Genomic DNA, 21,217 nt, shown 5'->3' with positions numbered 1-21,217 from the left:
CAGGTCAGGCGCCCGTGCGCCTGACCTGGAAGTCGGTGAAGCCTGCACCGCCCACCTCCTCCAGCACTACCGAGGTCACCCGGGCCGCTGCCGGCCCCTGCCAGAGCCAGCGTTCCAGCTGGGCAAGTGCCTCGACCGAACCCTCCAGGTGGCACTCCACCCGGCCATCCGCCAGATTTCGCACCCAGCCGGTGACGCCCAGTCGCTGCGCCTCCTGCCGCGTGCTCTCGCGGTAGTAGACGCCCTGTACGCGGCCACTGATCAGGCCGTGACGCGCCGCTCCATCCATCATCGCGGGGCGCTCCTTTCTTCCAGCGCCGGCGCGACCTTGAGCCACTGGGCCACGCTGCCGGCGAGCAGTTCCTGACGCTGCGCCTGCAGCCGCGCGAAGGCCTCCCGCAGCTGCGGATACCAGTCACCGGGAAAGCGTTCGGCGGGCGGCCAGCACTCCGGTGCGGGAGGCGCCCAGGGCGCGCGATCCAGCAGGTCCAGTAGCGCATAGCCATGCAGATCGCGGCAGAGCACCCAGTGGCCGCTGTCGTTCTGGCACACCAGGCGCTCCTGTTGCAGGAAGGCCAGCACCGCGTGCCACTCATGCTCCGGCAGCTTCCAGCCGGCCTGGTGCAACCGTCCCAGGTGCAGGCTGGAGCCGCTCTGCTGGCGCTCCAGAAAGGCCCGCAGCACGGCGAGCAGGATGAAGAAGGCCGGCAGCGGCGCGCGGCGCCAGTGGTGGGTGGTGGACAGGCTGCAGACCACCTCCGCGCCCAGCAGCACGATCAGCCAGCAGACATAGATCCAGACGAGGAACAGCGGCACCGTGGCGAAGGCGCCATAGATCAGCTGGTAGCCGGGAAAGTAGAAGACATAGAGACCGAACAGGCTCTTGGCCGCCTCGAACAGCACCCCGGTCAGAGCCCCGCCGATCAGCGCGTGGCGCAGCGGGACCCGGGTGTTGGGTACCGCGGCATACATCAGGGTGAAGGCGGCAATGCTGAACAGCAGCGGCGTGACCTTGAGCAGCGCCTGGGCGCCGGACATGCCGTAGGAGCCGAACACCAGAGCCACCGAGGCCAGGTAGGTGCTCATGGCAAAACCGGCGCCCAGCAGCAGGGGCCCCAGGCTGAGCACCGCCCAGTAGAGCAGGAAGCTGGACACCCCACGCCGCGGAATGCGCACGCGCCAGATGTCGTTGAAGGTCTTCTCCACCGTCACCAGCATGAAGAAGGACGTCACCGCCAAGAGGGCCACGCCCAGCCAGGTCAGGTGACGGGCCTGCTCGATGAAGTTGCGCAGGTATTCTTCCAGGGTCGCCCCGGTGGAGGGCACGAAATTGCGGAAGATGAAGGCCTGGATCTGCACTTCGGTGCCCTGGAAGGCAGGAATCGCCGAGAGCATGGCGAAGGTCACGGTCATCACCGGAACCACGGCGAACAGCGTGGTGTAGGTCAGGGCCGCGGCGTTGTTGGGCGCGCGATCCTCGATGAAGCGGTCGGCGAGATAGCGAACGAAGGACAGCAGTTCACGCAAGCGGGCCGGCATTGGCGGTTCCTCGAAAGGCACGGTCAAGGGCTGGCACGGCAGTCCTCGCCAACCCGCTACAATGGGCATCTTACCTTCTATGGATCAGCCCATGAGTGAAATTGTCCTCTATCACAACCCGCGCTGCTCGAAATCGCGCGCGGCGCTTGCGCTGCTGCAAAGCCGCGAGCTAGCCGTATCCGTGGTGCCCTACCTGGAGGCGCCACCGGACGCCAGCGCCTTGCGCGAGCTGCTCGCCAAGCTGGGCCTGGAGGCGCGCCAGTTGCTACGTACCGGCGAGGAGGCCTATCGCGAATTGAACCTCGCCGATCCGGCGCTGGACGAAGACGCCCTGATCACGGCCATGGCCGCCCATCCCAAGCTGATCGAAAGACCCATCGCCGTGTGCGGCGAACGTGCCGTCGTCGGTCGTCCCCCCGAGCGTGTCCTGGAGATTCTGCAATGACCCCCGAAGCCTACGTGCTGGTGCTCTACTACAGCCGCCATGGCGCCACCGCCGAGATGGCCCGGCAGGTCGCCCGCGGGGTGGAAATGGGTGGCATGGCCGCGCGCCTGCGCACGGTGCCGGCGGTATCCGCCGAGTGCGCCGCCGTCGCCCCGGCGGTGCCCGAGCAGGGTGCGGTCTATGCCACCCTCGATGACCTGCGCGACTGCGCTGCGCTCGCCCTGGGCAGCCCGACGCGCTACGGCAACATGGCCGCCGCCATGAAGTATTTTCTGGATGGGACCAACAGCCTCTGGCTGACCGGCGCCCTGGTGGACAAACCCGCCGGCGTCTTCACCTCCACCGCCAGTCTGCACGGTGGTCAGGAGAGCACCCTGCTGTCCATGGCCCTGCCGCTGCTGCATCACGGCATGCTCATCACCGGCCTGCCCTACAGCGAGAGCGCCCTGCTGGAAACCAGGGGGGGCGGTACGCCCTATGGGCCGAGTCATTTTGCCGGGGCGGATGGCAAGCGCGCGCTGGACGAACAGGAGACGGCGCTGTGCCGGGCCCTGGGCAAGCGCCTGGCGACCCTGGCGGGTCGCTTGCAGAAGAAGTAGTAGCCGACGCGGCTACCAGCCCATGATTTCCTTGACGAAGGGAATGGTGAGCTTGCGTCGCGCCTGCAGCGAGGCCTGATCCAGGCGTTCGAGCATGTCGAACAGGGCGTCCATGCTGCGGGTGTTGCGCGAGAGGATGAAGCGGCCGACCTCGTCGGTCAGGTGCAGGCCGCGGCGGGAAGCGCGCAGCTGCAGGGCGCGCAGTTTGTCTTCGTCGGACAGCGGGCGCAACTGGAAGACCAGCGCCAGGGTCAGCCGCGACTTGAGATCGGCCAGCTGCACCGGCAGGTGCCGCGGCGCGGCGGTACTGGAGATCAGCAGCCGCTTGCCGGCGTCGCGCAGACGATTGAACAGGTGGAAGAGCGCCTCTTCCCAGCGCCGCTGGCCGGCCAGGGCGTCGAGATCGTCGAGGCAGACCAGCTCGCACTGCTCGAGGTTGTCGAACAGCTCGACACCGTAGTCGGCCAGTTCGCCCATGGGCAAATAGATGGCGCGCTCGCCCAGTTCCTCCAGGCGGTGACAGGCGGCCTGCATCAGATGGCTGCGACCGGCGCCCGCGCCGCCCCAGAGATAGATCAGACTTTCCGTCCAGCCGGCGTCCGCATCACAGAGACGCTCGACATAGCCGAGCGCCGCGGCATTGGCGCCAGGGTAGTAATTGACGAAGGTGGCGTCGTCACGCAGACGAATGCCCAGGGGCAGCTGTAAAGGCATCATGCCAGCTCGAACGGCTCTTGGCAGTTTCGCGAGGGGGCCAAGTCTAACCAAATCCCGGGCCCCTCGCAGCAGCCGCTTCAGTCTTGGATGTCGGCCCTCATGGCCAGCGGAAATACAGGGTGGTACGCGCCGGCTGAGCGGATGGGGCCGGCTGGGCCACAGGCGCGCTCGGCGTGGCCGTGGCGTCGACGGGCGCGCCCGGGGTCGCCGCTGCCGGAGTGGCAGGCGCAGCAGTGGCAGCTGGCGCGGAGGCGGGCTGCAGACCGGCTAGACCGAGTTGCGCCTGCAACTGGTCTGGATTGGCGGTGAGATTGTAGGTCAGCTGGGTCCCCTCTACCTTGACCAGGCGGCTCGACAGGGGCTCCAGGACTTTCTGCAGCTGGGCATAGCGCTCGAAGTTGGAGTTGTCGGCCACCAGGGTCAGCGGCTGGGTGGTGCCCGGGCGGGAGACGAACTTTTTCGACAGGCGCGCGGCCACGTCCTGCAGCACCGCGGCGGCCAGGGCTTCCTGATCGGCCGCCTGGCTGCTGCCCTGCTCGGCGGCGCTGCCGTTCCACAGGCGCCACTGGGCCTGCCAGCCATTGCCCTGGGGCTTGGCATGCACGGCCAGCAGGGCATTGGCGCCATAGCGCTCGGAGGCCTGGCGCAGCGCGGTCGGGTCGCTGGCGTCGATGTTGGCGGCGGTGCCGGCCAGTTGCTCGTTGAGATCGGCCAGCGGCAGGCGGATCGGCAGGCCGGCGCGCTGGGCGCCACGCTGGACGCCGGTGCTGGCGGGCTGGCCATCACCCACCAGGGTCGCCCCGCTGTCGGCGTCGTTGAGCCACCAGATCATCACCACCGGACGATTGGCGCCCCATACCGAGAGCCCCGCCTGACCCAGGGCACGCTCGGTAGCGGCCGGGTCGAAGTTGGCCACCAGCACCTCCGGCGGGCCGGCGTCATAGCTGTACTGGCTGATCAGGGATTCGGGTGCCGCCAGGGCACTGGCAAGACCCGGGGTCTGGCCGGCCTGGGGATTGCCGGTCAGGCGTCCGGCCAGCACCTGCAGGGCGCGCTTGAGGGCGGCATTGCGCTCGTCCGGTTGTTGCGAGGTCACCGGCTCGCGGACCTGGTAAAGGTTGTCCACCACCTCGGCGCGGGCGAGCGGACTCAGGACCAGCAGCGAAGCGAGCAACGGAAGGACGAGACGGCGCATGGCGATTCCATAGAAAGGGCAAGGGGCATACCTTAAAAGCCGCCCGATCCGCGAGCAAGGGCACTGGGTCGCGGGCTGCGCAGAAGGTAGCGGCAAAGACTGCCCGCCCGGCGAACGGACGGGCGACCAGGCTCAGACCACGGCGAGCTGGCCGGGTGCCATCGCCACCCGGACCGGAGGCCGCGGCGGGCCGCGTGCTTTGGCACGGCTTCTGGTAAAATTGCCCGCCTCATTGCCGGCTGGCGCCAGCCGGCTCGTTTCGCCATTAGCCAAAGGCCAGGATTCATGAGCAAACAACCCCAGCTGAGCTACAAGGACGCCGGTGTAGACATCGACGCCGGTGAGGCTCTGGTAGAACGCATCAAGGGCGTCGCCAAGCGCACCGCCCGCCCGGAAGTCATGGGCGGCCTGGGGGGCTTCGGTGCCCTGTGCGAGATCCCGGCAGGCTATCGCCAGCCGGTACTGGTCTCCGGCACCGACGGCGTCGGCACCAAGCTGCGCCTGGCCATGAACCTGGCCAAGCACGACAGCATCGGCATCGACCTGGTTGCCATGTGCGTCAACGATCTGGTGGTCTGCGGCGCCGAGCCGCTGTTCTTCCTCGACTACTACGCCACCGGCAAGCTCAATGTCGATGTCGCTGCCCAGGTGGTGACCGGCATCGGCACCGGTTGCGAACAGGCGGGCTGCTCCCTGGTGGGTGGCGAGACCGCCGAGATGCCCGGCATGTACGAAGGCGAAGACTACGACCTGGCCGGCTTCTGCGTCGGCGTGGTGGAAAAGTCCGAGATCATCGACGGTTCCAAGGTGGCCACCGGCGACGCCCTGATCGCCCTGCCCTCCTCCGGCCCGCACTCCAACGGCTATTCGCTGATCCGCAAGATCATCGAGGTGGCCGGTGCCGACATCGAGAACATCCAGCTCGACGGCCAGCCGCTGACCGAACTGCTGATGGCACCCACCCGCATCTATGTGAAGCCGCTGCTCAAGCTGATCAAGGACACCGGCGCGGTCAAGGCCATGGCCCACATCACCGGTGGCGGCCTGCTCGACAACATTCCGCGCGTGCTGCCCGAAGGCGCCCAGGCGGTGCTCGACGTGGCCAGCTGGCAGCGTCCGGCGGTGTTCGACTGGCTGCAGCAGCAGGGCAACGTCGACGAGACCGAGATGCACCGCGTGCTGAACTGCGGCGTGGGCATGGTCATCTGCGTGGCCCAGGATCAGGTCGAAGGCGCCCTGCAGGTGCTGCGTGCCCAGGGCGAGCAACCCTGGGTCATCGGCCGTATCGAACAGGCCGCCGAGGGCGCCGACCAGGTCGTGCTGAACAATCTGAAACAGCACGGATGAGCCCTGCCGACTGCGCCGTGGTGGTGCTCATCTCCGGCCACGGCAGCAACCTGCAAGCCCTGCTCGACGCCGCGACGCCACCCGTGCGAATCGCGGCGGTGATTGCCAACCGCGCCGAGGCCTATGGCCTGGAGCGGGCCCGCCAGGCGGGGATCGCCACCCAGGTGATCGACCATCGCGACCACGGCGATCGCGACAGCTTCGATGCGGCCCTGGCGGCCGCCATCGACGCCCAGGGCGCCGATCTGGTGGTCCTGGCCGGCTTCATGCGCATCCTCACGCCCGCCTTCGTGCGGCGCTACCAGGGTCGCCTGCTCAATATCCATCCCTCGCTGCTGCCACTCTACAAGGGCCTGCACACCCACCAGCGCGCCCTCGATGCCGGCGATGCCTGGCACGGCTGCAGCGTGCACTTCGTCACCGAAGAACTGGATGGCGGCCCGGTCGTCCTGCAGTCGCGGGTGCCGGTGCAGGCCGAAGATACGGCGGAGAGCCTCGCGACACGGGTACACGCCGCCGAGCACCTCCTTTATCCTGTGGCCGTGCGGTTGTTCGCCGAAGGTCGTCTGCGGCTGGGTACCCTGGGTGCCGAGCTCGATGGCGAGGCACTGCCGCCTACCGGGGCCACGTTGCCGTCGCTGACGGCCGCGGCCTCCCTTTCCTGATCCAAGGAGAAACTGATGCGACGTCTGTTGTTCCTATTGGCCACCCTCTGCAGCGCCTCGGCCTTTGCCTTCGACCTGCAGCCGTTCACGGCCAGCTACACCGCCGACTGGAAGCAGATGCCGGTCAGCGGCTCGGCCGAGCGCTCGCTGCAGAAGGAAGCCGATGGCCGCTGGGAGCTGAAGTTCGAAGCCTCCATGCTGGTCGCCGGCCTCAATGAGTCCAGCACCTTCCGCCGCGAAGGCGAAGCCTTTCTGCCGGATACCTATCAGTACAAGCGCAGCGGTCTGGGCAAGAGCCGCGAAAGCGAGCTGACCTTCGACTGGGCCGGCAAGAAGGTCACCGGCAAGGACAAGGATGATCCGGTCAGCCTGACGCTGGATCGCGGTCTGCTGGACAAGTCGACCTACCAGCTCAAGCTGCAGCAGGACGTGGCTGACGGCAAGAAGAGCATGAGCTACCAGATCGTCGACGGCGACAGCATCGACACCTATGACTTCCGCGTCATCGGTCCGGAGCGCATCCGCACCCCGCTGGGTCTGTTCGATGCCATCAAGGTGGAGCGCGTGCGCGATCCCACCAAGAGCAGCCGCAAGACCGAACTGTGGTTCGCCAAGGACTGGGACTATCTGCTGGTGCGTCTCTACCAGCAGGAGAGCGACGGCAAGGAATACCAGACCAGCCTCAAGGAAGGCTCGGTCAACGGGCGCACGGTGAAGGGCGCCAACTGATCTGGTCTGCAGGCAAAACGCCCTCTTCGGAGGGCGTTTTGTTTTGTGCAGCCGAGCAGGCGTGAGAGTAGTGCGTATCCTGCAGCACTTCTCCAGCGTTTTACCGGCGGTCCTATCGCGGGAAGACGACAATCGCGGGCGCGACAGATTGTCGCAGAAGTTGTAACGACTTGTTGCCGAGATACGCCTTGGTCCTGAAGCGAAACGCTCTAGTATGGATGCTCAAGCCCTGCCGTAGCGCGGGCTCGACCAAGGAGATCCAGCATGACCATTACCGTAACCGAACGTGACGAAGACCATATGTCCCGCGAAGCCCGTGGCCTGGGCATGCATCTGTGGGACGTGAAGCAGGAAGGGGAATTGGTCGGCGTCTACCAGAGCGAAGCCGATGCCCTTGAGTACAAGGAGCAGATCGAACACGAAGGCGCGTCGCACGCCGAGTGAGTCGAAAGACCTTTTTACCGACTGCCTGAAAAAGGCCCGCCTCTTGGAGGCGGGCCTTTTTCGTTTCAGGGTGGAGCAAGGGGCTGCGGTAGGATGGGTTGAGCGTAGCTAAGCTCAACATCACCTGGCCCGACGGTGTGCTCGGCGTCCCTCGCCCCAGCCCTCTCCCGGGAGAGAGGGGGTGGTCTGGCATGGGTGAGTGTCCCGTAGGTTGGGCTGAGACGGCTTTATCGTCGAAGCCCAACATGGCCCCAACCTCGATCCTAGTGCACCAGCTCGTCGGCGAAGACCTTGTCCAGGGTGATGGGCAGATCCCGTACCCGCTTGCCGGTGGCGTGGAAGATGGCGTTGGCGATGGCTGCCGCCACCCCGACGATACCGATCTCGCCGATGCCCTTGGCGCCTAGCGGGTTGACGATCTCGTCGTGTTCCTCGACGAAGATCACCTCCAGTTGCTGGATATCGGCCTGCACCGGGAAGTGGTACTCGGCGAGGCTGTGGTTCATCCAGCGACCTTCGCGGGTATCCATCATCCCCTCTTCCTGCAGGCCCATGCCGATGCCCCAGACGATCCCACCGGCCACCTGGTTCTCGCCGGTCTTGAGATTGAGGATGCGGCCGGCGGCCACCGCGGTGACCACGCGACTGACCTGGACGCTGCCGAAGTCTTCGTCGACCTTGACCTCGACGAATACCGCCGAGTGGGTAGCGGTGGCGTAGTTGTCGCGTTCTTCCGCCGGTTCGGCGCTGGCCAGGGTTTCCATGGACGGCGAACCCGAAGCCTTGAGGATGGCGGTGAAGTCGACGCGCTGGGCCGGGTCGGTCTTGAGACTGATGCCGCCGTCGGCGAACACCACCTGCTCCAGTTCGGCCTTGGCCAGCGGCGAATCATCCATTTCCTTGGCCGCATCCAGCAGTTGCTGACGCAGCTGGTCGCAGGCCAGTTTCACGGCGGTGCCCACCGAAGACACGGTAAAGGAACCGCCTTCCAGCGGTGCCTTGGGCAGGGTGGAATCGCCGAGCTTGAAGGTCACCTTGTCCAGCGGCAGACCGAGATTCTCGGCGGCGATCTGGGTCATGACCGTATAGGTGCCGGTGCCGATGTCGGCCGTGGCACTGGCCACCACCAGGCTGCCGTCGATGTTCATTACCGCCTTGGCGGTGGCGGGTTGCTGCATGGCTTCCCAAACCCCGGTGGCCATGCCCCAGCCCACCAGCTGGTTGCCGTCGCGCATGGAGCGCGGCGCCATGCTGCGCTGTTCCCAGCCGAAACGCTCGGCCGCCTGGCGATAGCATTCCAGCAGCTCCTTGCTGGAATAGGGCTTGCCCTTGGCCGGATCCGTGTCGGTGAAGTTGCGGAGGCGCAATTCCAGCGGATCGATGTCGGCAGCATAGGCCAGTTCGTCCATGGCGCTTTCCAGCGCATAGACGCCCAGCACCGCGCCCGGAGCGCGCATGTCCAGCGGGGTATAGACGTCCAGCGCGGCCAGTTGATAGGCCAGCTTGACGTTGGGGCAGGCATAGAGCGACGCCGACCAGACCAGCACCATCTCGGTGAAGTCTTCGAATCTCGAGGTGATGCCCAGGGCACTGTGGTCGATGGCTTGCAGCTTGCCGTCGCTGTCGCAGGCCAGCTTGATCTGCTGATAGGTCTCGGGACGATAGCCGAAGGTGAACATCTGCTGGCGGGTCAGGGTCACCCGTACCGAGCGCTTGAGCTGCAAGGCGGCCATGGTCGCCAGGACCAGCTGGTACTGGGGCCGCAGGCCGGAACCGAAGGCGCCACCAATGAAGGGCGAGATGACCTTCACGTCGCCCTCGCCCAGGCCGAAGATGCTGCTGACGAACTGGGCGCTGTTCTGCACGCCCTGGGTCTTGTCGTGCACCGTCAGCTTGCCGTCCTTGTGGTAGACGACGGTGGAGGCGTGCATCTCCATGGGATTGTGGAATTCCGCGGCGGAGTGGAATTCGGCCTCGATGCGGGTGGGCGCAGCAGCCCAGGCCGCCGGGGCGTCGCCGCGATTCTCCGGCAATTCCATCGGCGCTTCATGGGCCTGGTCGCGCGCCTGGGCCAGATCGGTAGCGTGCTCCTCCTCGCTGTACTGGGCACGGATCAGCGCGGCGGCGTGGCGCGCAGCTTCGAAGGTCTCGGCCACCACCAGGGCGATGGGCTGGCCGCTGTAGAGGATGCGATCGTTGTACAGCGGCCGGAAGGGCTTGCCATCGGCCGCATCCATGTCGGTATAGCTTTCGTCGTAGCTGGCCATCTTGGGTCGATTGAGATGGCTGAGCACCTCGATGACACCGGGTTGGGCCAGGGCTTCGCTGACGTCCAGGCCGAGCAGGCGACCCTTGGTGATGGTGGCGTTGACCACGAAACCAAAGGCCAGGTCCGGCACGCTGAATTCGCCGGCATAGAGCGCCTGACCGGTGACCTTGAGCGGTCCGTCGACGCGGGGAACGGCTTTTTGCAGATGGACGACGGTCATTGCAGGGTACCTCCGGCGGCTTCGGTGAGGGCACGCACGATGGCGCGCCGGGCCAGTTCGATCTTGAAGCTGTTGTGGGCGAAGCCCTGGGCGCCTTGCAGCAGGCGATCGGCCAATTGGCTGAAGGCCGCCTTGTCCGCCACCTGGCCGACCAGGGCCTGTTCGGCCGCGGGCAACCGCCAGGGCTTGTGGGCCACGCCGCCCAGGGCGACGCGAACCTGCTTGATGCGCTCGCCATCCAGTTCCAGAGCTGCCGCGACCGACACCAGGGCGAAGGCATAGGAGGCACGATCGCGGATCTTCAGGTAGGCGCTGTGGGCGGCCAGGCTCTCGGCTGGCAGAGTCACGGCGGTGATGAGTTCGTCGGCGGCGAGGTGGGTATCGCGCTCGGGGGTATCGCCGGGCAGGCGGTGGAAGTCGGCGAAGTCGATGACCCGCTCGCCGTTCGGACCGCTCACCTCGACCCGGGCTTCCAGGGCAGCCAGGGCCACGCACATGTCCGAGGGGTGGGTGGCGATGCACTGCTCGCTGTGGCCGAGGATGGCGTGGATGCGATTCTGCCCATCGCGGGCACTGCAGCCGGAGCCGGGTTCGCGCTTGTTGCAGGGGGTGCCCACGTCATAGAAGTAGTAGCAGCGGGTACGTTGCAGCAGGTTGCCGCCGGTGGAGGCCATGTTGCGCAATTGCGGGGAAGCGCCGGCGAGGATGGCCTTGGCCAGCAGCGGGTAACGACCCTGCACCTCGGGGTGGTAGGCCACCTCGGCGTTCTTGACCAGGGCACCGATGCGCAGACCGCCTTCGGCGGTGGTCTCGACCTCGCGCAGGGGCAGGCCGTTGACGTCGATCAGTTGCTCGGGGCGCTCGACGTTTTCCTTCATCAGGTCCAGCAGATTGGTGCCGCCGGCGATGAAATGGGTCTGGGGGCCATGCTGGCGGATGGCATCGGGCACGGCGTTGGGCTTGGCATAACCGAAGCGGTTCATTCGCGGCCCTCCCCTTGCTGGCAATCCGGACGCGCCCGCTCGATGGCGGCGCGGATGTTGCGATAGGCGCCGCAGCGGCAGAGGTTGCCGCTCATCTGCTCGGCCACCTCGGCCTCGCTGTGGGCGTGACCCTCCTTGAGCATGCCGATCGCCGAGCAGATCTGCCCCGGGGTGCAATAGCCGCACTGGAAGGCGTCTTCGGCAACGAAGGCGGCCTGCATGGGGTGCAGCTGGTCGCCCTGGGCCAGGCCCTCGACGGTGGTGACCTCGGCGCCGTCCTGCATGACCGCCAGGGCCAGACAGCTGTTGATGCGGGTGCCATTGACCAGCACGGTGCAGGCGCCGCACTGACCATGATCGCAACCCTTCTTGGTGCCGGTCAGGTCGAGGTGGTCGCGCAGGAGATCGAGCAAGGTGGTCCAGGGCTCGACCGCCAATTGCAGCTGCTTGCCATTGAGGGTCAAGGCGATGGTATGGGACTCGGGTTCGGCCAGGGGCTGAACCTGGCGCGCGGGGGTGGCATTCATGGCGGACCTCACGGTTGGAGCCGCGGGGTGCAGATTGCCCCCGTGGTCGGAATAGGCGGTGGCAGCGAAGGGCCACCTCAGGTAAGGGACTGTCCCCGACCGTAACCGGTTCAGCACCCCTGCCCAGCGGTATTCAACGTAACGTTGAAAGTCGCTCAGCGAAGCGGTGAGAGTACCGATCCAGAGCCTTTCTCAAGCGGCAGGACACATTCGGCATGACGCCTCTTCGTGCCGGCAGCCCAGTGGGCTGAACCCCACTGCCACCGGGGTAGTCATCAGAACTCCCGTGATGTGCCCCCAACGATGAGAATCCGACCATGGCTTCCGACTCCGATGCACGCTGGCGCCTGTCGCGGCGGCAGTTTCTCGGCACCTCCGCGGTGCTGGTGGCGACCAGCGCCATTCCCGGCTACACCTTCGCCCAGGCCAGTGGCGGCGCGCCCCTGACGCCCCAGGCCATCGCCGCGCGGCTGCCGCAACTGCTGCCGCTGACCCTGCAGATCAATGGCGAGGCGCGCCGACTGCGGGTCGACAGCCGTACCACCCTGCTCGATGCCCTGCGCGAGAACCTGCACCTCACGGGCACCAAGAAGGGCTGCGACCATGGCCAGTGCGGCGCCTGCACGGTGCTGGTCAATGGCCAGCGCATCAACAGCTGCCTGAGCCTGGCGGCCATGCACGAAGGCGACACCATCACCACCATCGAAGGCCTGGGCAACGCCGAGCGCCTGCATCCCATGCAGGCGGCCTTCCTGGCCAAGGACGGCTTCCAGTGCGGTTATTGCACCCCCGGGCAGATCTGCTCGGCGGTGGCCCTGCTGGACGAGGTCAAGGCCGGCATGCCCAGTCACGTCTCCGCGCGTCTCGACGGGCCGATGCGGCTGAGCGAGGAAGAGATCCGCGAGCGCATGAGCGGCAACCTCTGCCGCTGCAGCGCCTATCCCAACATCGTCGCGGCCATCCAGATGGCGGGGGGTCAGGCATGAGGGTCTTCGACTATCAGCGCGTGCAGAGCGAAGCCGATGCCAGCCGCCAGGGTGCCCAGGCCGGCAGTCGCTTCATCGCCGGGGGCACCAATCTGCTGGACCTGATGAAGCTGGAGATCGAAACGCCCAGCCAGGTGCTGGACATCAATCGCCTGCAGCTGGACCAGATCAGCGCCACCCAGGAGGGTGGCCTGCGCATCGGCACCCTGGTGCGCAATTCCACCCTGGCCGCCGACCCCCGGGTACGGGAGCGCTATCCGGTGCTCTCCCGCGCGCTGCTGGCCGGCGCCTCGGCGCAACTGCGCAACAAGGCCACCACCGGCGGCAACCTCCTGCAGCGCACCCGCTGCTCCTACTTCTACAACACCGCCATGCCCTGCAACAAACGCCAACCCGGCAGCGGTTGTGCGGCCCTGGGCGGCTTCAATCGGATGAACGCGGTGATCGGCGCCAGCGACCAGTGCATCGCCGTGCATCCCTCCGACATGGCGGTGGCCATGCGCGTGCTGGACGCCACGGTGGAAACCCGGGAAGCCACTGGCCGCACCCGGCGCATTCCTATCGCCGACTTCCATCGCCTGCCCGGTGACACCCCGCAGATCGAGACGGTGCTGCAACCCGGCGAACTCATCACCGCCGTGACCCTGCCGCCACCACCGCCCGGCATCCAGGTCTATCGCAAGGTGCGCGATCGCGCTTCCTATGCCTTTGCCCTGGTGTCCATGGCGGCCATCGTCGAGCTGGACGGCACGCGTATCCGCAGCGGGCGCGCGGCGTTCGGCGGCCTGGCGCACAAGCCCTGGCGGGTGGCGGCGGCCGACCGGGCCTTTGCCGGCCAGACCCTGGACAGCGATCTGGCGGCCGTGGGCGATGCCCTGCTTGCCGGAGCCCGTGGCTATGGCCACAACGATTTCAAACTCGAGCTGACCCGCCGCATCCTGCGTGCCGGGGTGGCCGACGCTCGCCAACAGGCCTGAGGACAGCAGCATGGAAATGAATGAACCCGCTGGCCGCAACCTGATCGATGAGAATCGCGGCGGTCTGATCGGCAAGCCCATCGATCGCGTCGACGGCCTCCTCAAGGTCACCGGCCAGGCGCCCTACAGCTTCGAATTCCGCAACGATCGCGTCGCCTACGGCTTCATCGTCGGCGCCACCATCGCCAAGGGCCGCATCCGGCGCCTGGACACCTCGGCCGCGGAGAGCGCGCCGGGTGTGCTCAGCGTGCTGACCTATCGCAATGCGCCGCGCCAGGCGGCCCGCGAGCCGGACAACAGCGGCCGCTTCACCCGGCCTAAGCCCTATTTGGACAGCGATCAGGTGCGCTATTTCGGCGAACCCGTGGCCTTCGTGGTGGCCGAGACCTTCGAGCAGGCGCGCCTGGCGGCGGCCCTGGTGCAGATCGACTACGCGGCCGAGCCGGGTGTCTTCGACTTGGTCGCCAACCTCGGCCAGGCGGTGAAGCCGCCGGATGCCGATCAGCCCACCGACACCGCCTCCGGCGATGTGGAGGCCGCCTTTGCCCGGGCGCCCGTCAAGCTCGACGAGCGCTACACCACGCCCTACCACATCCATGCGCAGATGGAGCCCCATGCCAGTCTCGCCCAGTGGGACGGCGACCGGGTGACGATCTATTGCTCAACCCAATTCGTCGAGCAGGCGCAGAGTTGCGTGGCCAATACGCTGCAGCTGCCCAAGGACAAGGTGCGCATCGTGGCGCGTTATATCGGTGGCGGCTTCGGCGGCAAGTTGCCGATCTATGCCGACGCTCTGATCGGCGCAATGGCCGCCCGTGCCACCGGCCGGCCGGTCAAGGTCACCCTCACCCGCCAGCAGATGTTCCAGATCACCGACCACCGCTCGGCCACCGTGCAGCGCATCCGCCTGGGTGCCGACCGCGATGGCCGTATCCAGGCGATGGCCCACGAGGGCTGGTCCCATTCCGCTCGTGGCCTGACCTACTACGAACCCACCGGCCTGTCCTCGCGCACCCTCTATGCCGGCGATGACCGCCTGGTGGCGCACCGCATGGTCGAGCTGGATCTGCCCCAGTCCGGCTCCTGCCGGGCGCCCGGCGAAGCCGTGGGGATGCTCGCCAGCGAAAGCGCCATGGACGAGCTGGCGGTCATGCTCGCGCTCGATCCCATCGAGCTGCGTATCCGCAACGAGCCCAGCCAGGACCCGGAAAAGCACATCCCCTTCTCCTCCCGCAAGCTGGTGGAGTGCATGCAGGACGGTGCCCGCCGCTTCGGCTGGACCAAACGCAATGCCAAGCCCGGTCAGGTGCGCGACGGCGAATGGCTGATCGGCATGGGCATGGCCGCGGCCAGTCGCGCCAACATGCTCAGGCCGTCCCAGGCCGGGGTCCGCCTGGAGGCCGATGGCACGGCCACGGTGAAGACCTCGATGACCGACATCGGCACCGGGACCTACACCATCCTGGCGCAGATCGCCGGCGAGTCGCTCGGCTTGCCGGTGGAACGGGTCAAGGTGCTGCTGGGCGACAGCGACGACCCGGCCGGGGCCGGCTCCGGCGGTTCCTTTGGCGCGGCCAGTTCCGGCTCCTCGGTCTATGTCGCCTGCGAGAATCTGCGCCTGAAGGCGGCGCAAGCGGCGGGTCTCGATCCGGCCAGCGCCCGCTTCGTCGGTGGCCGGCTGATCGCCGACAACGGCAGTCGCGACCTCGCCGAACTGGCCCGCGAGCACGATCTCCAGGCCATCGGCGAGATCAAGCCGGGGCAGACGCTCAAGGACTATTCGCAGCAGGGCTACGGCGCCTTCTTCGCGGAGGTGGGGGTGCACGCCCTCACCGGCGAGATCCGCCTGCGGCGCATGCTCGGGGTGTTCGCCGCGGGGCGCATCCTCAACGAGAAGACCGCCCATTCGCAGATGCTCGGCGGGATGATCTGGGGAGTGGGCAGCGCCCTGCACGAAGACGGGGTGATCGACACCCGCCACGGCCACTTCGTCAATCATGACCTGGCCGACTACCACTACCCCTGCCACCTGGACATCCCGGCCATCGAAGCCCATTTCCTGCCGGAAGTGGATGACAAGGCCAATCCGCTGAAGATCAAGGGCGTCGGCGAACTGGGCATCTGCGGTGCCGGGGCCGCCCTCACCAACGCCGTCTACAATGCCTGCGGGGTGCGCATCCGCGACTATCCGCTGACGGTGGACAAGGTGCTGGCCGGACTCAAGACGGCCTAGCGGCAGGCGGCGCGGTTCAGCGCGCCGCCTTGCTTCCCGCCCGTGTCGCCAGCAGCACCCCACCGATGGCGATGACCATGGCCACCCAGGCCAGGGGTGGCAGCGTTTCGCCCAGCAGCAGCCAGGCGCTCAGGGCGGCGCCCGGCGGCACGCAGAAGAACAGCGCACTGACCCGCGCGGCCTCGCCGGCGCGGATCATCCACACCAGCAGGCTGATGGCCAAGAGCGAGTTGGCCAGCACCAGATAGGCCAGGGCACCGATGAAAGCCGGCGCCCAGTGCACCGGGCTGTGCTCGAACAGCAGCGCCAGGGGCGCGCAACACACCAGGCCGACGCTGTACTGCACCAGGTTGTTGGTGACCGGATGCTGGGCCACGCCCAGGCGCTTTTCGTAGAGCACGGCGCTGGTCATGCCCAGCAAGGCGCCCACCGCCAGGCAGATGCCGAACAGGGACTCCACGGCGACGCTGGCACGCGCCAGGATCACTCCGATGGCGCCGAGCAGCCCCAGGGCCAGGCCCAGCCACTGCAGCGGCGCCACCCGCTCGCCCACCAGCAGGGGCGCGCCCAGGGCCACCAGGATGGGCTGCAACGAGGCGACCATGGCCACCACGTTGGCCGAGGCGCCCATCACCAGGGCGCCATAGCTCATGCCGAAATAGACGCCCTGGATGAGAAAGCCCACCACCGCCAGATTCGCCCATTCCCGCCGGGTGCGCGGCAGCGGCGGACGCAGGACCAGGAAGGCGATCAGCAGCACGCTGAAGGCCAGGGCATAGCGCATCGCCAGCAGGGTGAAGGGGGGCGCATAGGCCAGGCCCACCTTGGACACGGCGAAACCGGCGGACCACAGGGCCAGGAACACCAGGGGGATGAGGCGCAGCAACCAGGGATTCAGCGGAGTGGACGACATCGGACGCTCAGGGCCAGGCGAGTCAGCGGGACGCGGCTCGCGAGCGGGAAGGATAGCTGACGATCAGCAGACCGCTGAGCACCAGGGCCGCGCCGGCGAGAAATCCCGGTCCCGGGGTCTCGCCCAGCAGCCAGACGCCCATCAGTACACCGAACAGCGGCGTCAGCAGGGTCAGCACCCCCAGGGGCGCCGCACGATAGCGACTGAGCAGCACGAACCACCCGAGCAGACTGATGCCGGCGACGATGAACACCTGGAAGGCCAGACTCGACCAGGCCAGGGAATCCAGCCCGGCCAGATCCAGCCGCTTGCCGAGCGGCAGGGCCAGCGCCAGCAGCACCACCCCGGTCACCCCGAGTTGATAGAACAGGGTGCGCAGCGGCGGCGCCTCGGCCAGGGCGCTGCGGCGGATCAGCACCGTGGTGGCGCCCCAGGCCGCGCCGCCAATCAGGCCGATCAGATCGCCCTGCCAGCTGGTGCCGCCGCTCGGCTTGCCGATCAGGAAGGCGCAGGCCACGCCACCGGCCGCCAGCACTATGCCCAGCCACTGGCGACCCGACAGCCGCTCGCCGGGCACCAGCCAGTGCAGACCGCAGGCGGCGAACAGCGGCGCCGTGTAGATGAACACCACCATGTGCGCGGCGCTGGTGTACTTCAGGCCCACCGCCATGCAGAGGAACTCCAGGGCGAACAGCGAACCGGCGAGCAGCCCGGGAATCAGCGTCCGGTCGCGGCCCAGGCAGCGGATGCCGCGCCAGCGCGCCAGGCCATAGAGCAGCCCGGCTGCCAGCAGCGAACGCCAGCCGATCTGCAGCAAGGGGTCCACCTGCTCGGCGATGGCCTTGATCGCCGTCTGCTGCAGGCCCCAGACCAGGCAGAGCACCAGCATGACCAACACGGCGGGGAGATCGAGCTCCTTGCGCATGGGCGTCGTTCCAGGAAAAAGTGAGCCTGCAGGATGACGGTGGCTGAACAGGTCGGACAAACGATGTTTAATGGGCGTCAGGCTCAGGAAAACTAAGGCTCAGCGTGACCACCGCCCTCCCCCTCAACGCCCTGCGCGCCTTCGCCGCCGCGGCGCGACACCAGCACTTCGCCAAGGCCGCGGACGAGTTGCATGTCACGGCCGGCGCCATCAGCCGGCAGATCCGCCTGCTCGAAGCCGAGCTGGGGCAGCCGCTGTTCGAGCGCCTGCCCCAGGGTGTGCGGCTCACCGCCCAGGGTCGCGCCCTGGCCGTGGAGATCGCGCCACACCTTGATGGCCTGACCCGCGCCGTCGCCCGGGCGCGGGTCAAGAGCAGTGTCCTGACCGTCAGCGCGCCCCCCACCTTCGGCCAGGAATGGCTGTTGCCGCGGCTGGAAGACTTCCAGCGCCAGCATCCGGATATCGAGGTCTTTCTCGACGCCTCGTCCGCCATCGTGCCGTTGGGCACCGAGGGCGGTGCCCAGGCGGCGATCCGCTATGGCCGGGGCGACTGGCAGGACGGCGAGACCCGTCTGCTGCTGCGCGAATGGATCTTTCCGGTGTGCAGCCCGGCGTTGATCCCGGCGCCGCTGGCAGAAGCCGCCGCCTTGCTGGACTATCCGCTGCTACATGCCGAATGGCCCGGCGGCTGGCGTTCGGGTCGCCCCAGCAGTCGGTCCAACGCCTGGCAGGACTGGTTCGCCAGCCAGCAGGTGCCCCTGGGCGACAGTCTGCGCGGTCCGCGCTATTCACTGAGCGGCATGGCCCTGCAACAGGCGGCCGCCGGCAAGGGCGTGGCGCTCGGCGGCGGCGTGCTGGCCCAGCGCCTGCTGGCCAGCGGCGCCCTGGTCCGCCCGCTGCCAGATCGGTTCGACCAGCTGTCGGCCCAGGCCTACTTCCTGGTGTTGCCCAAGGGCCCGGTGGACGCGCCGGTACAGCGCTGGATCGACTGGCTGCTGGTGCAGATCCGCCAATTCCGCGAGACCCAGGGCGAGTCGCAGGAGACCAGCGGCGCCTGGTGAGCGCCGCCCTTTTACGGCAGTCTAGGCGGCCTGCCCCTGCAACAGTCAGCCTGCATGATCACCTGTCGCCTGTCCGCCCTGCTCGCCCTGCTGCTTTCGACCGCCGCCCTGGCCGCCGAACAGGCGCCGGCCGCCTGCGATCGCCAGGGCAGCGAGGCGCAATTGGCGGTCTGCGCCGCCGAGGATCTGGCCGTGGCCGAAGCCCGGCTGGCCGACGTCTACGGGCGCCGCCTGGCGGGTCTCTCCGCTGCGCAACGCCCCGCTTTCGAACGTCTGCAACACCTCTGGCAGGACGATCGCGCCCCCCGCTGCGCCACCGCGACGCGGGGTTTCCAGGGCGCCATGCAGCAGCTGCAGTATCTGAGTTGTCTGAAGTCGGTGACCCTGCTGCGGCTGGACGATCTGCAACGGCAATTACCGCGGCGCGACTGACGCTTCGTCGCCACCGCTGCTGTCCGGCGCTGGAACTCACTATCATGGCGCCCCGCTGTTGGAGTTCGAGATGTACGAGCGTTACCTGCCCCTGCTGGTCCCGGCCGGACTGCTGCTTCTGGGGGCGCTATGGTGGTGGCAGCGCCGGCGCCAGGCCGCCTTTCCCTACCGCCAGGTCGAAGCCCTTTTCACCCCCGCCGAACAGGTCTTTCTCGCGGTACTCGACGAAGCCGTGGGCGACGACTACCGGGTGTTCGGCAAGGTGCGCATCGCCGATGTGGTCCAGACCCTGCCGCTGCGCGACCGCCGCCGCTATCTGATCGCGCAGAACCGTATCAACTGCAAGCACTTCGACTTCGCCATCTGCCGGCGCGACGACCTCGCCGTGCACGCCGTGGTCGAACTCAACGACAGGTCGCACCTGCAGCGCCATCGCCAGCAGCGCGATCGCTTCGTGCGGTCGGTGTGCGAGGCCGCCCAGTTGCGGCTGGTGGAGATTCCCGCGGCGGCCCGCTATTCCGCCACCGCCGTGCGCGACGCCGTGTTCGGCGGGCGCCGTCCGCGCTCTCGGGTAGCGGCCCCCAGCCAGGCGCTGGCGCCGGAATGCCCGGAGTGCCAGGCGCCCATGGTGCGTCGTCGCGCGCGCAGCGGTCGCCACCAAGGGCGGGAATTCTGGGCCTGTTCGAATTACCCGGATTGCCGCGCCCTGCTCGACATCGACGACTGACCAAGGGGTTCCTGCCATGCGCTATCCCACCACCCCGGACGGACGCTACTTCGTGGTCAGGGGCCGGCTCTGGCGCTGCACCGATCCCAGCCTGCCCGCCGACCGCCGTGACGCCCTGACCCATGAGCTGATGGAGGCGCGCCGCCAGGTGGGCGCAGCCAAGCGCCAGGGTGACGAGGCCGCCCTGCGCAGGGCGCGTGCCGCGGTGGACGCCGCCAAGCACGCCCTGGGAGAGCGCGGACCGGTCTGGTGGACCGATGGCGCCCCCGACTACAACCGGCGGATGGCCAGGAATACCCCCTATGCCGACTGGTACCAGCAGCTGGACGCAGAGGCTTCCTGACCTGATCCGCGCGGCGTAAGGTGAACGGCTGAATCCTCTTGCGAGCACCGCTCTTGCGTATCCGCCCCGCCTTCGTCACCGACCTTGCCGCCATCTGCCGGCTGGCCGAACAACTCGCCGAGCAGCATCACCGGCAGGCGCCGGCGACCTTCGCCAAGCCCTCCGGCGGCTGGCGCGACCAGGACTACTGGGCTGCCCAGCTGGAGCCGGAAGACGGGGTGCTGTTCGTCGCTGACGCCAGCGACGAACTGGTCGGCTTCGTCACCGCGCGACTGTCCGACACCCGCTCGATTTCCTTTCTGCAGCCGCTGATCCTCTGTCGGATCGGCACCCTGGTGGTGTCGGCCAGCCACAGACGGCTGGGCGTGGGCGCCCGGCTGCTGGAAGCCGTGGAAGCCTGGGCTCGGAAAAACGACGTCGACGAATTGCGCCTGGAGGTGATGGAGTTCAACGAGGACGCCCAGGCCTTCTATGCCCGCCAAGATTTCCAGGGGCAGTCGCGGATTCTGGCCAAGGCGTTGCGATAGGGTTAGCTGCCGCGCGATCGCGGCCATGAGGGCGCTCGGCGGCCACCGCGCAGGACCCTGTAGCTTGGGCTGAGCGCAGCGAAGCCCAACACACCCCATCGCCGACCTGAAGCTTCGACAAGGGTCCCTACACGCTCTCGCGGCTCATCAACTCGAATCCCAGGTCCACGCAGCGCCGTAGCGTGGAAAACGGCGTAGCCTTTTCCACGAGGAGCCCGCCACGAGGGCTTGCCTCACACCCGCCCTTCCCAGGAGGGAGAGCAGACGCTTGGAGCGGATGCTCGTTTTCGATGGCTCAGGCGATAAGAAAGCTGCTCCCAATGGAGACATCGACACCTACTGCGAGTAACTGTCCTATCGCGGCCATGGCCGCTCCTACAGGAAAGATCGGTACCTGTAGGAGCGGCCCATGGC

At 67.6% G+C, this 21,217-nt stretch carries 23 protein-coding genes; 14 read left to right on the top strand and 9 right to left on the bottom strand.

Annotated elements, in window-relative coordinates; translation table 11 throughout:
• Positions 1-4: 4 nt before the first annotated feature.
• Positions 5-292: an acylphosphatase gene (locus QMX82_RS19025; RefSeq protein WP_282286484.1), complete on the bottom strand. Its 288-nt coding sequence runs from the start codon at positions 290-292 to the stop codon at positions 5-7.
• Complete coding sequence (locus tag QMX82_RS19020) at positions 289-1,539, bottom strand: YihY family inner membrane protein (protein WP_282286482.1); 1,251 nt, start codon at positions 1,537-1,539, stop codon at positions 289-291. The genes QMX82_RS19025 and QMX82_RS19020 overlap by 4 nt, the downstream gene beginning before the upstream one ends.
• A gap of 91 nt (positions 1,540-1,630) precedes the next feature.
• Between QMX82_RS19020 and arsC the strand changes: the two genes are divergently transcribed.
• Together arsC and wrbA are read left to right on the top strand one after the other, a co-directional pair.
• Positions 1,631-1,984, top strand: a complete 354-nt coding sequence (arsC, locus tag QMX82_RS19015) for an arsenate reductase (glutaredoxin) (protein ID WP_282286478.1) — start codon at positions 1,631-1,633, stop codon at positions 1,982-1,984.
• Entirely contained in the window at positions 1,981-2,583 is a 603-nt protein-coding gene (wrbA, locus tag QMX82_RS19010) for an NAD(P)H:quinone oxidoreductase (RefSeq protein WP_208694521.1), read from the top strand. The genes arsC and wrbA overlap by 4 nt, the downstream gene beginning before the upstream one ends.
• Positions 2,584-2,595: 12 nt before the next feature.
• Here the strand turns inward: wrbA and hda are convergent, their stop codons facing one another.
• Together hda and QMX82_RS19000 are read right to left on the bottom strand one after the other, a co-directional pair.
• Entirely contained in the window at positions 2,596-3,300 is a 705-nt protein-coding gene (hda, locus tag QMX82_RS19005) for a DnaA regulatory inactivator Hda (protein WP_208694520.1), read from the bottom strand.
• A 97-nt stretch (positions 3,301-3,397) separates the two neighbouring features.
• A complete protein-coding gene (locus tag QMX82_RS19000) occupies positions 3,398-4,495 on the bottom strand; it encodes a DUF2066 domain-containing protein (RefSeq protein WP_282286475.1) in 1,098 nt (365 codons plus the stop codon).
• Positions 4,496-4,780: 285 nt separating this feature from the next.
• Here QMX82_RS19000 and purM point away from each other — a divergent pair, with 285 nt between their 5' ends.
• The 4 genes from purM to QMX82_RS18980 all read left to right on the top strand — a co-directional run bounded on the left by purM (position 4,781) and on the right by QMX82_RS18980 (position 7,680).
• Positions 4,781-5,842, top strand: a complete 1,062-nt coding sequence (purM, locus tag QMX82_RS18995; protein WP_282286473.1) for a phosphoribosylformylglycinamidine cyclo-ligase — start codon at positions 4,781-4,783, stop codon at positions 5,840-5,842.
• Positions 5,839-6,507: a phosphoribosylglycinamide formyltransferase gene (gene purN / locus QMX82_RS18990; RefSeq protein ID WP_282286471.1), complete on the top strand. Its 669-nt coding sequence runs from the start codon at positions 5,839-5,841 to the stop codon at positions 6,505-6,507. Before purM ends, purN begins: the two co-directional genes overlap by 4 nt.
• A 15-nt stretch (positions 6,508-6,522) precedes the next feature.
• On the top strand, positions 6,523-7,236 hold the full coding sequence (locus tag QMX82_RS18985; RefSeq protein WP_183630920.1) for a DUF3108 domain-containing protein: 714 nt from the start codon (positions 6,523-6,525) through the stop codon (positions 7,234-7,236).
• Between the two features lie 264 nt (positions 7,237-7,500).
• A complete protein-coding gene (locus QMX82_RS18980; protein ID WP_133859723.1) occupies positions 7,501-7,680 on the top strand; it encodes a hypothetical protein in 180 nt (59 codons plus the stop codon).
• A 263-nt stretch (positions 7,681-7,943) separates the two neighbouring features.
• Here the strand turns inward: QMX82_RS18980 and QMX82_RS18975 are convergent, their stop codons facing one another.
• The 3 genes from QMX82_RS18975 to QMX82_RS18965 are packed head-to-tail and all read right to left on the bottom strand — an operon-like array spanning position 7,944 to position 11,679.
• Positions 7,944-10,169, bottom strand: coding sequence for a xanthine dehydrogenase family protein molybdopterin-binding subunit (locus QMX82_RS18975; protein ID WP_282286464.1), 2,226 nt, complete (start codon positions 10,167-10,169; stop codon positions 7,944-7,946).
• Entirely contained in the window at positions 10,166-11,152 is a 987-nt protein-coding gene (locus QMX82_RS18970) for an FAD binding domain-containing protein (protein WP_282286463.1), read from the bottom strand. Before QMX82_RS18970 ends, QMX82_RS18975 begins: the two co-directional genes overlap by 4 nt.
• A complete protein-coding gene (locus QMX82_RS18965) occupies positions 11,149-11,679 on the bottom strand; it encodes a (2Fe-2S)-binding protein (RefSeq protein ID WP_133859726.1) in 531 nt (176 codons plus the stop codon). Before QMX82_RS18965 ends, QMX82_RS18970 begins: the two co-directional genes overlap by 4 nt.
• A gap of 317 nt (positions 11,680-11,996) precedes the next feature.
• Here QMX82_RS18965 and paoA point away from each other — a divergent pair, with 317 nt between their 5' ends.
• From paoA to QMX82_RS18950, 3 genes are read left to right on the top strand one after another with little or no spacing between them, the layout of a single operon-like run.
• Positions 11,997-12,665: an aldehyde dehydrogenase iron-sulfur subunit PaoA gene (gene paoA / locus QMX82_RS18960; RefSeq protein ID WP_208694514.1), complete on the top strand. Its 669-nt coding sequence runs from the start codon at positions 11,997-11,999 to the stop codon at positions 12,663-12,665.
• Complete coding sequence (locus QMX82_RS18955) at positions 12,662-13,642, top strand: FAD binding domain-containing protein (protein WP_282286461.1); 981 nt, start codon at positions 12,662-12,664, stop codon at positions 13,640-13,642. The genes paoA and QMX82_RS18955 overlap by 4 nt, the downstream gene beginning before the upstream one ends.
• Positions 13,643-13,652: 10 nt before the next feature.
• Positions 13,653-15,875 (top strand): xanthine dehydrogenase family protein molybdopterin-binding subunit, encoded by a 2,223-nt coding sequence (locus tag QMX82_RS18950; protein ID WP_282286459.1) that lies wholly within the window; start codon positions 13,653-13,655, stop codon positions 15,873-15,875.
• Positions 15,876-15,891: 16 nt separating this feature from the next.
• On the opposite strand, the gene QMX82_RS18945 is transcribed toward QMX82_RS18950, so the two are convergent.
• Together QMX82_RS18945 and QMX82_RS18940 are read right to left on the bottom strand one after the other, a co-directional pair.
• Positions 15,892-16,788 (bottom strand): DMT family transporter, encoded by an 897-nt coding sequence (locus QMX82_RS18945; protein ID WP_282286457.1) that lies wholly within the window; start codon positions 16,786-16,788, stop codon positions 15,892-15,894.
• Between the two features lie 22 nt (positions 16,789-16,810).
• Entirely contained in the window at positions 16,811-17,713 is a 903-nt protein-coding gene (locus tag QMX82_RS18940) for a DMT family transporter (RefSeq protein ID WP_282286455.1), read from the bottom strand.
• A gap of 104 nt (positions 17,714-17,817) precedes the next feature.
• Here QMX82_RS18940 and QMX82_RS18935 point away from each other — a divergent pair, with 104 nt between their 5' ends.
• From QMX82_RS18935 to QMX82_RS18915, 5 genes are all read left to right on the top strand, one after another.
• Positions 17,818-18,774: a LysR substrate-binding domain-containing protein gene (locus QMX82_RS18935; protein WP_282286453.1), complete on the top strand. Its 957-nt coding sequence runs from the start codon at positions 17,818-17,820 to the stop codon at positions 18,772-18,774.
• Positions 18,775-18,828: 54 nt separating this feature from the next.
• On the top strand, positions 18,829-19,206 hold the full coding sequence (locus QMX82_RS18930) for a lysozyme inhibitor LprI family protein (RefSeq protein WP_282286451.1): 378 nt from the start codon (positions 18,829-18,831) through the stop codon (positions 19,204-19,206).
• Positions 19,207-19,276: 70 nt separating this feature from the next.
• Positions 19,277-19,933 carry a DUF2726 domain-containing protein gene (locus tag QMX82_RS18925; protein WP_282286449.1) on the top strand — a complete coding sequence of 219 codons (657 nt, stop codon included), beginning with the start codon at positions 19,277-19,279 and terminating at the stop codon, positions 19,931-19,933.
• Between the two features lie 16 nt (positions 19,934-19,949).
• Complete coding sequence (locus QMX82_RS18920; protein ID WP_282286447.1) at positions 19,950-20,276, top strand: hypothetical protein; 327 nt, start codon at positions 19,950-19,952, stop codon at positions 20,274-20,276.
• 53 nt (positions 20,277-20,329) lie between these two features.
• Complete coding sequence (locus tag QMX82_RS18915; RefSeq protein WP_282286445.1) at positions 20,330-20,803, top strand: GNAT family N-acetyltransferase; 474 nt, start codon at positions 20,330-20,332, stop codon at positions 20,801-20,803.
• Positions 20,804-21,217: the final 414 nt, after the last annotated feature.

The organism is Pseudomonas sp. PS02302 (assembly GCF_029959585.1).
In the GTDB taxonomy this organism is placed as follows: domain Bacteria; phylum Pseudomonadota; class Gammaproteobacteria; order Pseudomonadales; family Pseudomonadaceae; genus Chryseomonas; species Chryseomonas aestiva.
The sequence above is the reverse complement of the archived record's forward strand: the minus strand, read 5'-3'. Positions and strand labels throughout refer to the sequence as shown.

Excerpts from the sequence above, each read along its gene's own strand:
- QMX82_RS18985 (WP_183630920.1), top strand. The coding sequence starts at position 6,523 with ATGCGACGTCTGTTGTTCCTATTGGCCACCCTCTGCAGCGCCTCGGCC.
- QMX82_RS19020 (WP_282286482.1), bottom strand. The coding sequence starts at position 1,539 with ATGCCGGCCCGCTTGCGTGAACTGCTGTCCTTCGTTCGCTATCTCGCC.
- QMX82_RS18920 (WP_282286447.1), top strand. The coding sequence starts at position 19,950 with ATGCGCTATCCCACCACCCCGGACGGACGCTACTTCGTGGTCAGGGGC.
- paoA (WP_208694514.1), top strand. The coding sequence starts at position 11,997 with ATGGCTTCCGACTCCGATGCACGCTGGCGCCTGTCGCGGCGGCAGTTT.
- QMX82_RS18940 (WP_282286455.1), bottom strand. The coding sequence starts at position 17,713 with ATGCGCAAGGAGCTCGATCTCCCCGCCGTGTTGGTCATGCTGGTGCTC.
- QMX82_RS18945 (WP_282286457.1), bottom strand. The coding sequence starts at position 16,788 with ATGTCGTCCACTCCGCTGAATCCCTGGTTGCTGCGCCTCATCCCCCTG.
- arsC (WP_282286478.1), top strand. The coding sequence starts at position 1,631 with ATGAGTGAAATTGTCCTCTATCACAACCCGCGCTGCTCGAAATCGCGC.
- QMX82_RS18975 (WP_282286464.1), bottom strand. The coding sequence starts at position 10,169 with ATGACCGTCGTCCATCTGCAAAAAGCCGTTCCCCGCGTCGACGGACCG.
- QMX82_RS18930 (WP_282286451.1), top strand. The coding sequence starts at position 18,829 with ATGATCACCTGTCGCCTGTCCGCCCTGCTCGCCCTGCTGCTTTCGACC.
- QMX82_RS18950 (WP_282286459.1), top strand. The coding sequence starts at position 13,653 with ATGGAAATGAATGAACCCGCTGGCCGCAACCTGATCGATGAGAATCGC.
- QMX82_RS18925 (WP_282286449.1), top strand. The coding sequence starts at position 19,277 with ATGTACGAGCGTTACCTGCCCCTGCTGGTCCCGGCCGGACTGCTGCTT.
- purN (WP_282286471.1), top strand. The coding sequence starts at position 5,839 with ATGAGCCCTGCCGACTGCGCCGTGGTGGTGCTCATCTCCGGCCACGGC.
- QMX82_RS19000 (WP_282286475.1), bottom strand. The coding sequence starts at position 4,495 with ATGCGCCGTCTCGTCCTTCCGTTGCTCGCTTCGCTGCTGGTCCTGAGT.
- purM (WP_282286473.1), top strand. The coding sequence starts at position 4,781 with ATGAGCAAACAACCCCAGCTGAGCTACAAGGACGCCGGTGTAGACATC.
- wrbA (WP_208694521.1), top strand. The coding sequence starts at position 1,981 with ATGACCCCCGAAGCCTACGTGCTGGTGCTCTACTACAGCCGCCATGGC.
- QMX82_RS18980 (WP_133859723.1), top strand. The coding sequence starts at position 7,501 with ATGACCATTACCGTAACCGAACGTGACGAAGACCATATGTCCCGCGAA.
- hda (WP_208694520.1), bottom strand. The coding sequence starts at position 3,300 with ATGATGCCTTTACAGCTGCCCCTGGGCATTCGTCTGCGTGACGACGCC.
- QMX82_RS18955 (WP_282286461.1), top strand. The coding sequence starts at position 12,662 with ATGAGGGTCTTCGACTATCAGCGCGTGCAGAGCGAAGCCGATGCCAGC.
- QMX82_RS19025 (WP_282286484.1), bottom strand. The coding sequence starts at position 292 with ATGATGGATGGAGCGGCGCGTCACGGCCTGATCAGTGGCCGCGTACAG.
- QMX82_RS18965 (WP_133859726.1), bottom strand. The coding sequence starts at position 11,679 with ATGAATGCCACCCCCGCGCGCCAGGTTCAGCCCCTGGCCGAACCCGAG.
- QMX82_RS18970 (WP_282286463.1), bottom strand. The coding sequence starts at position 11,152 with ATGAACCGCTTCGGTTATGCCAAGCCCAACGCCGTGCCCGATGCCATC.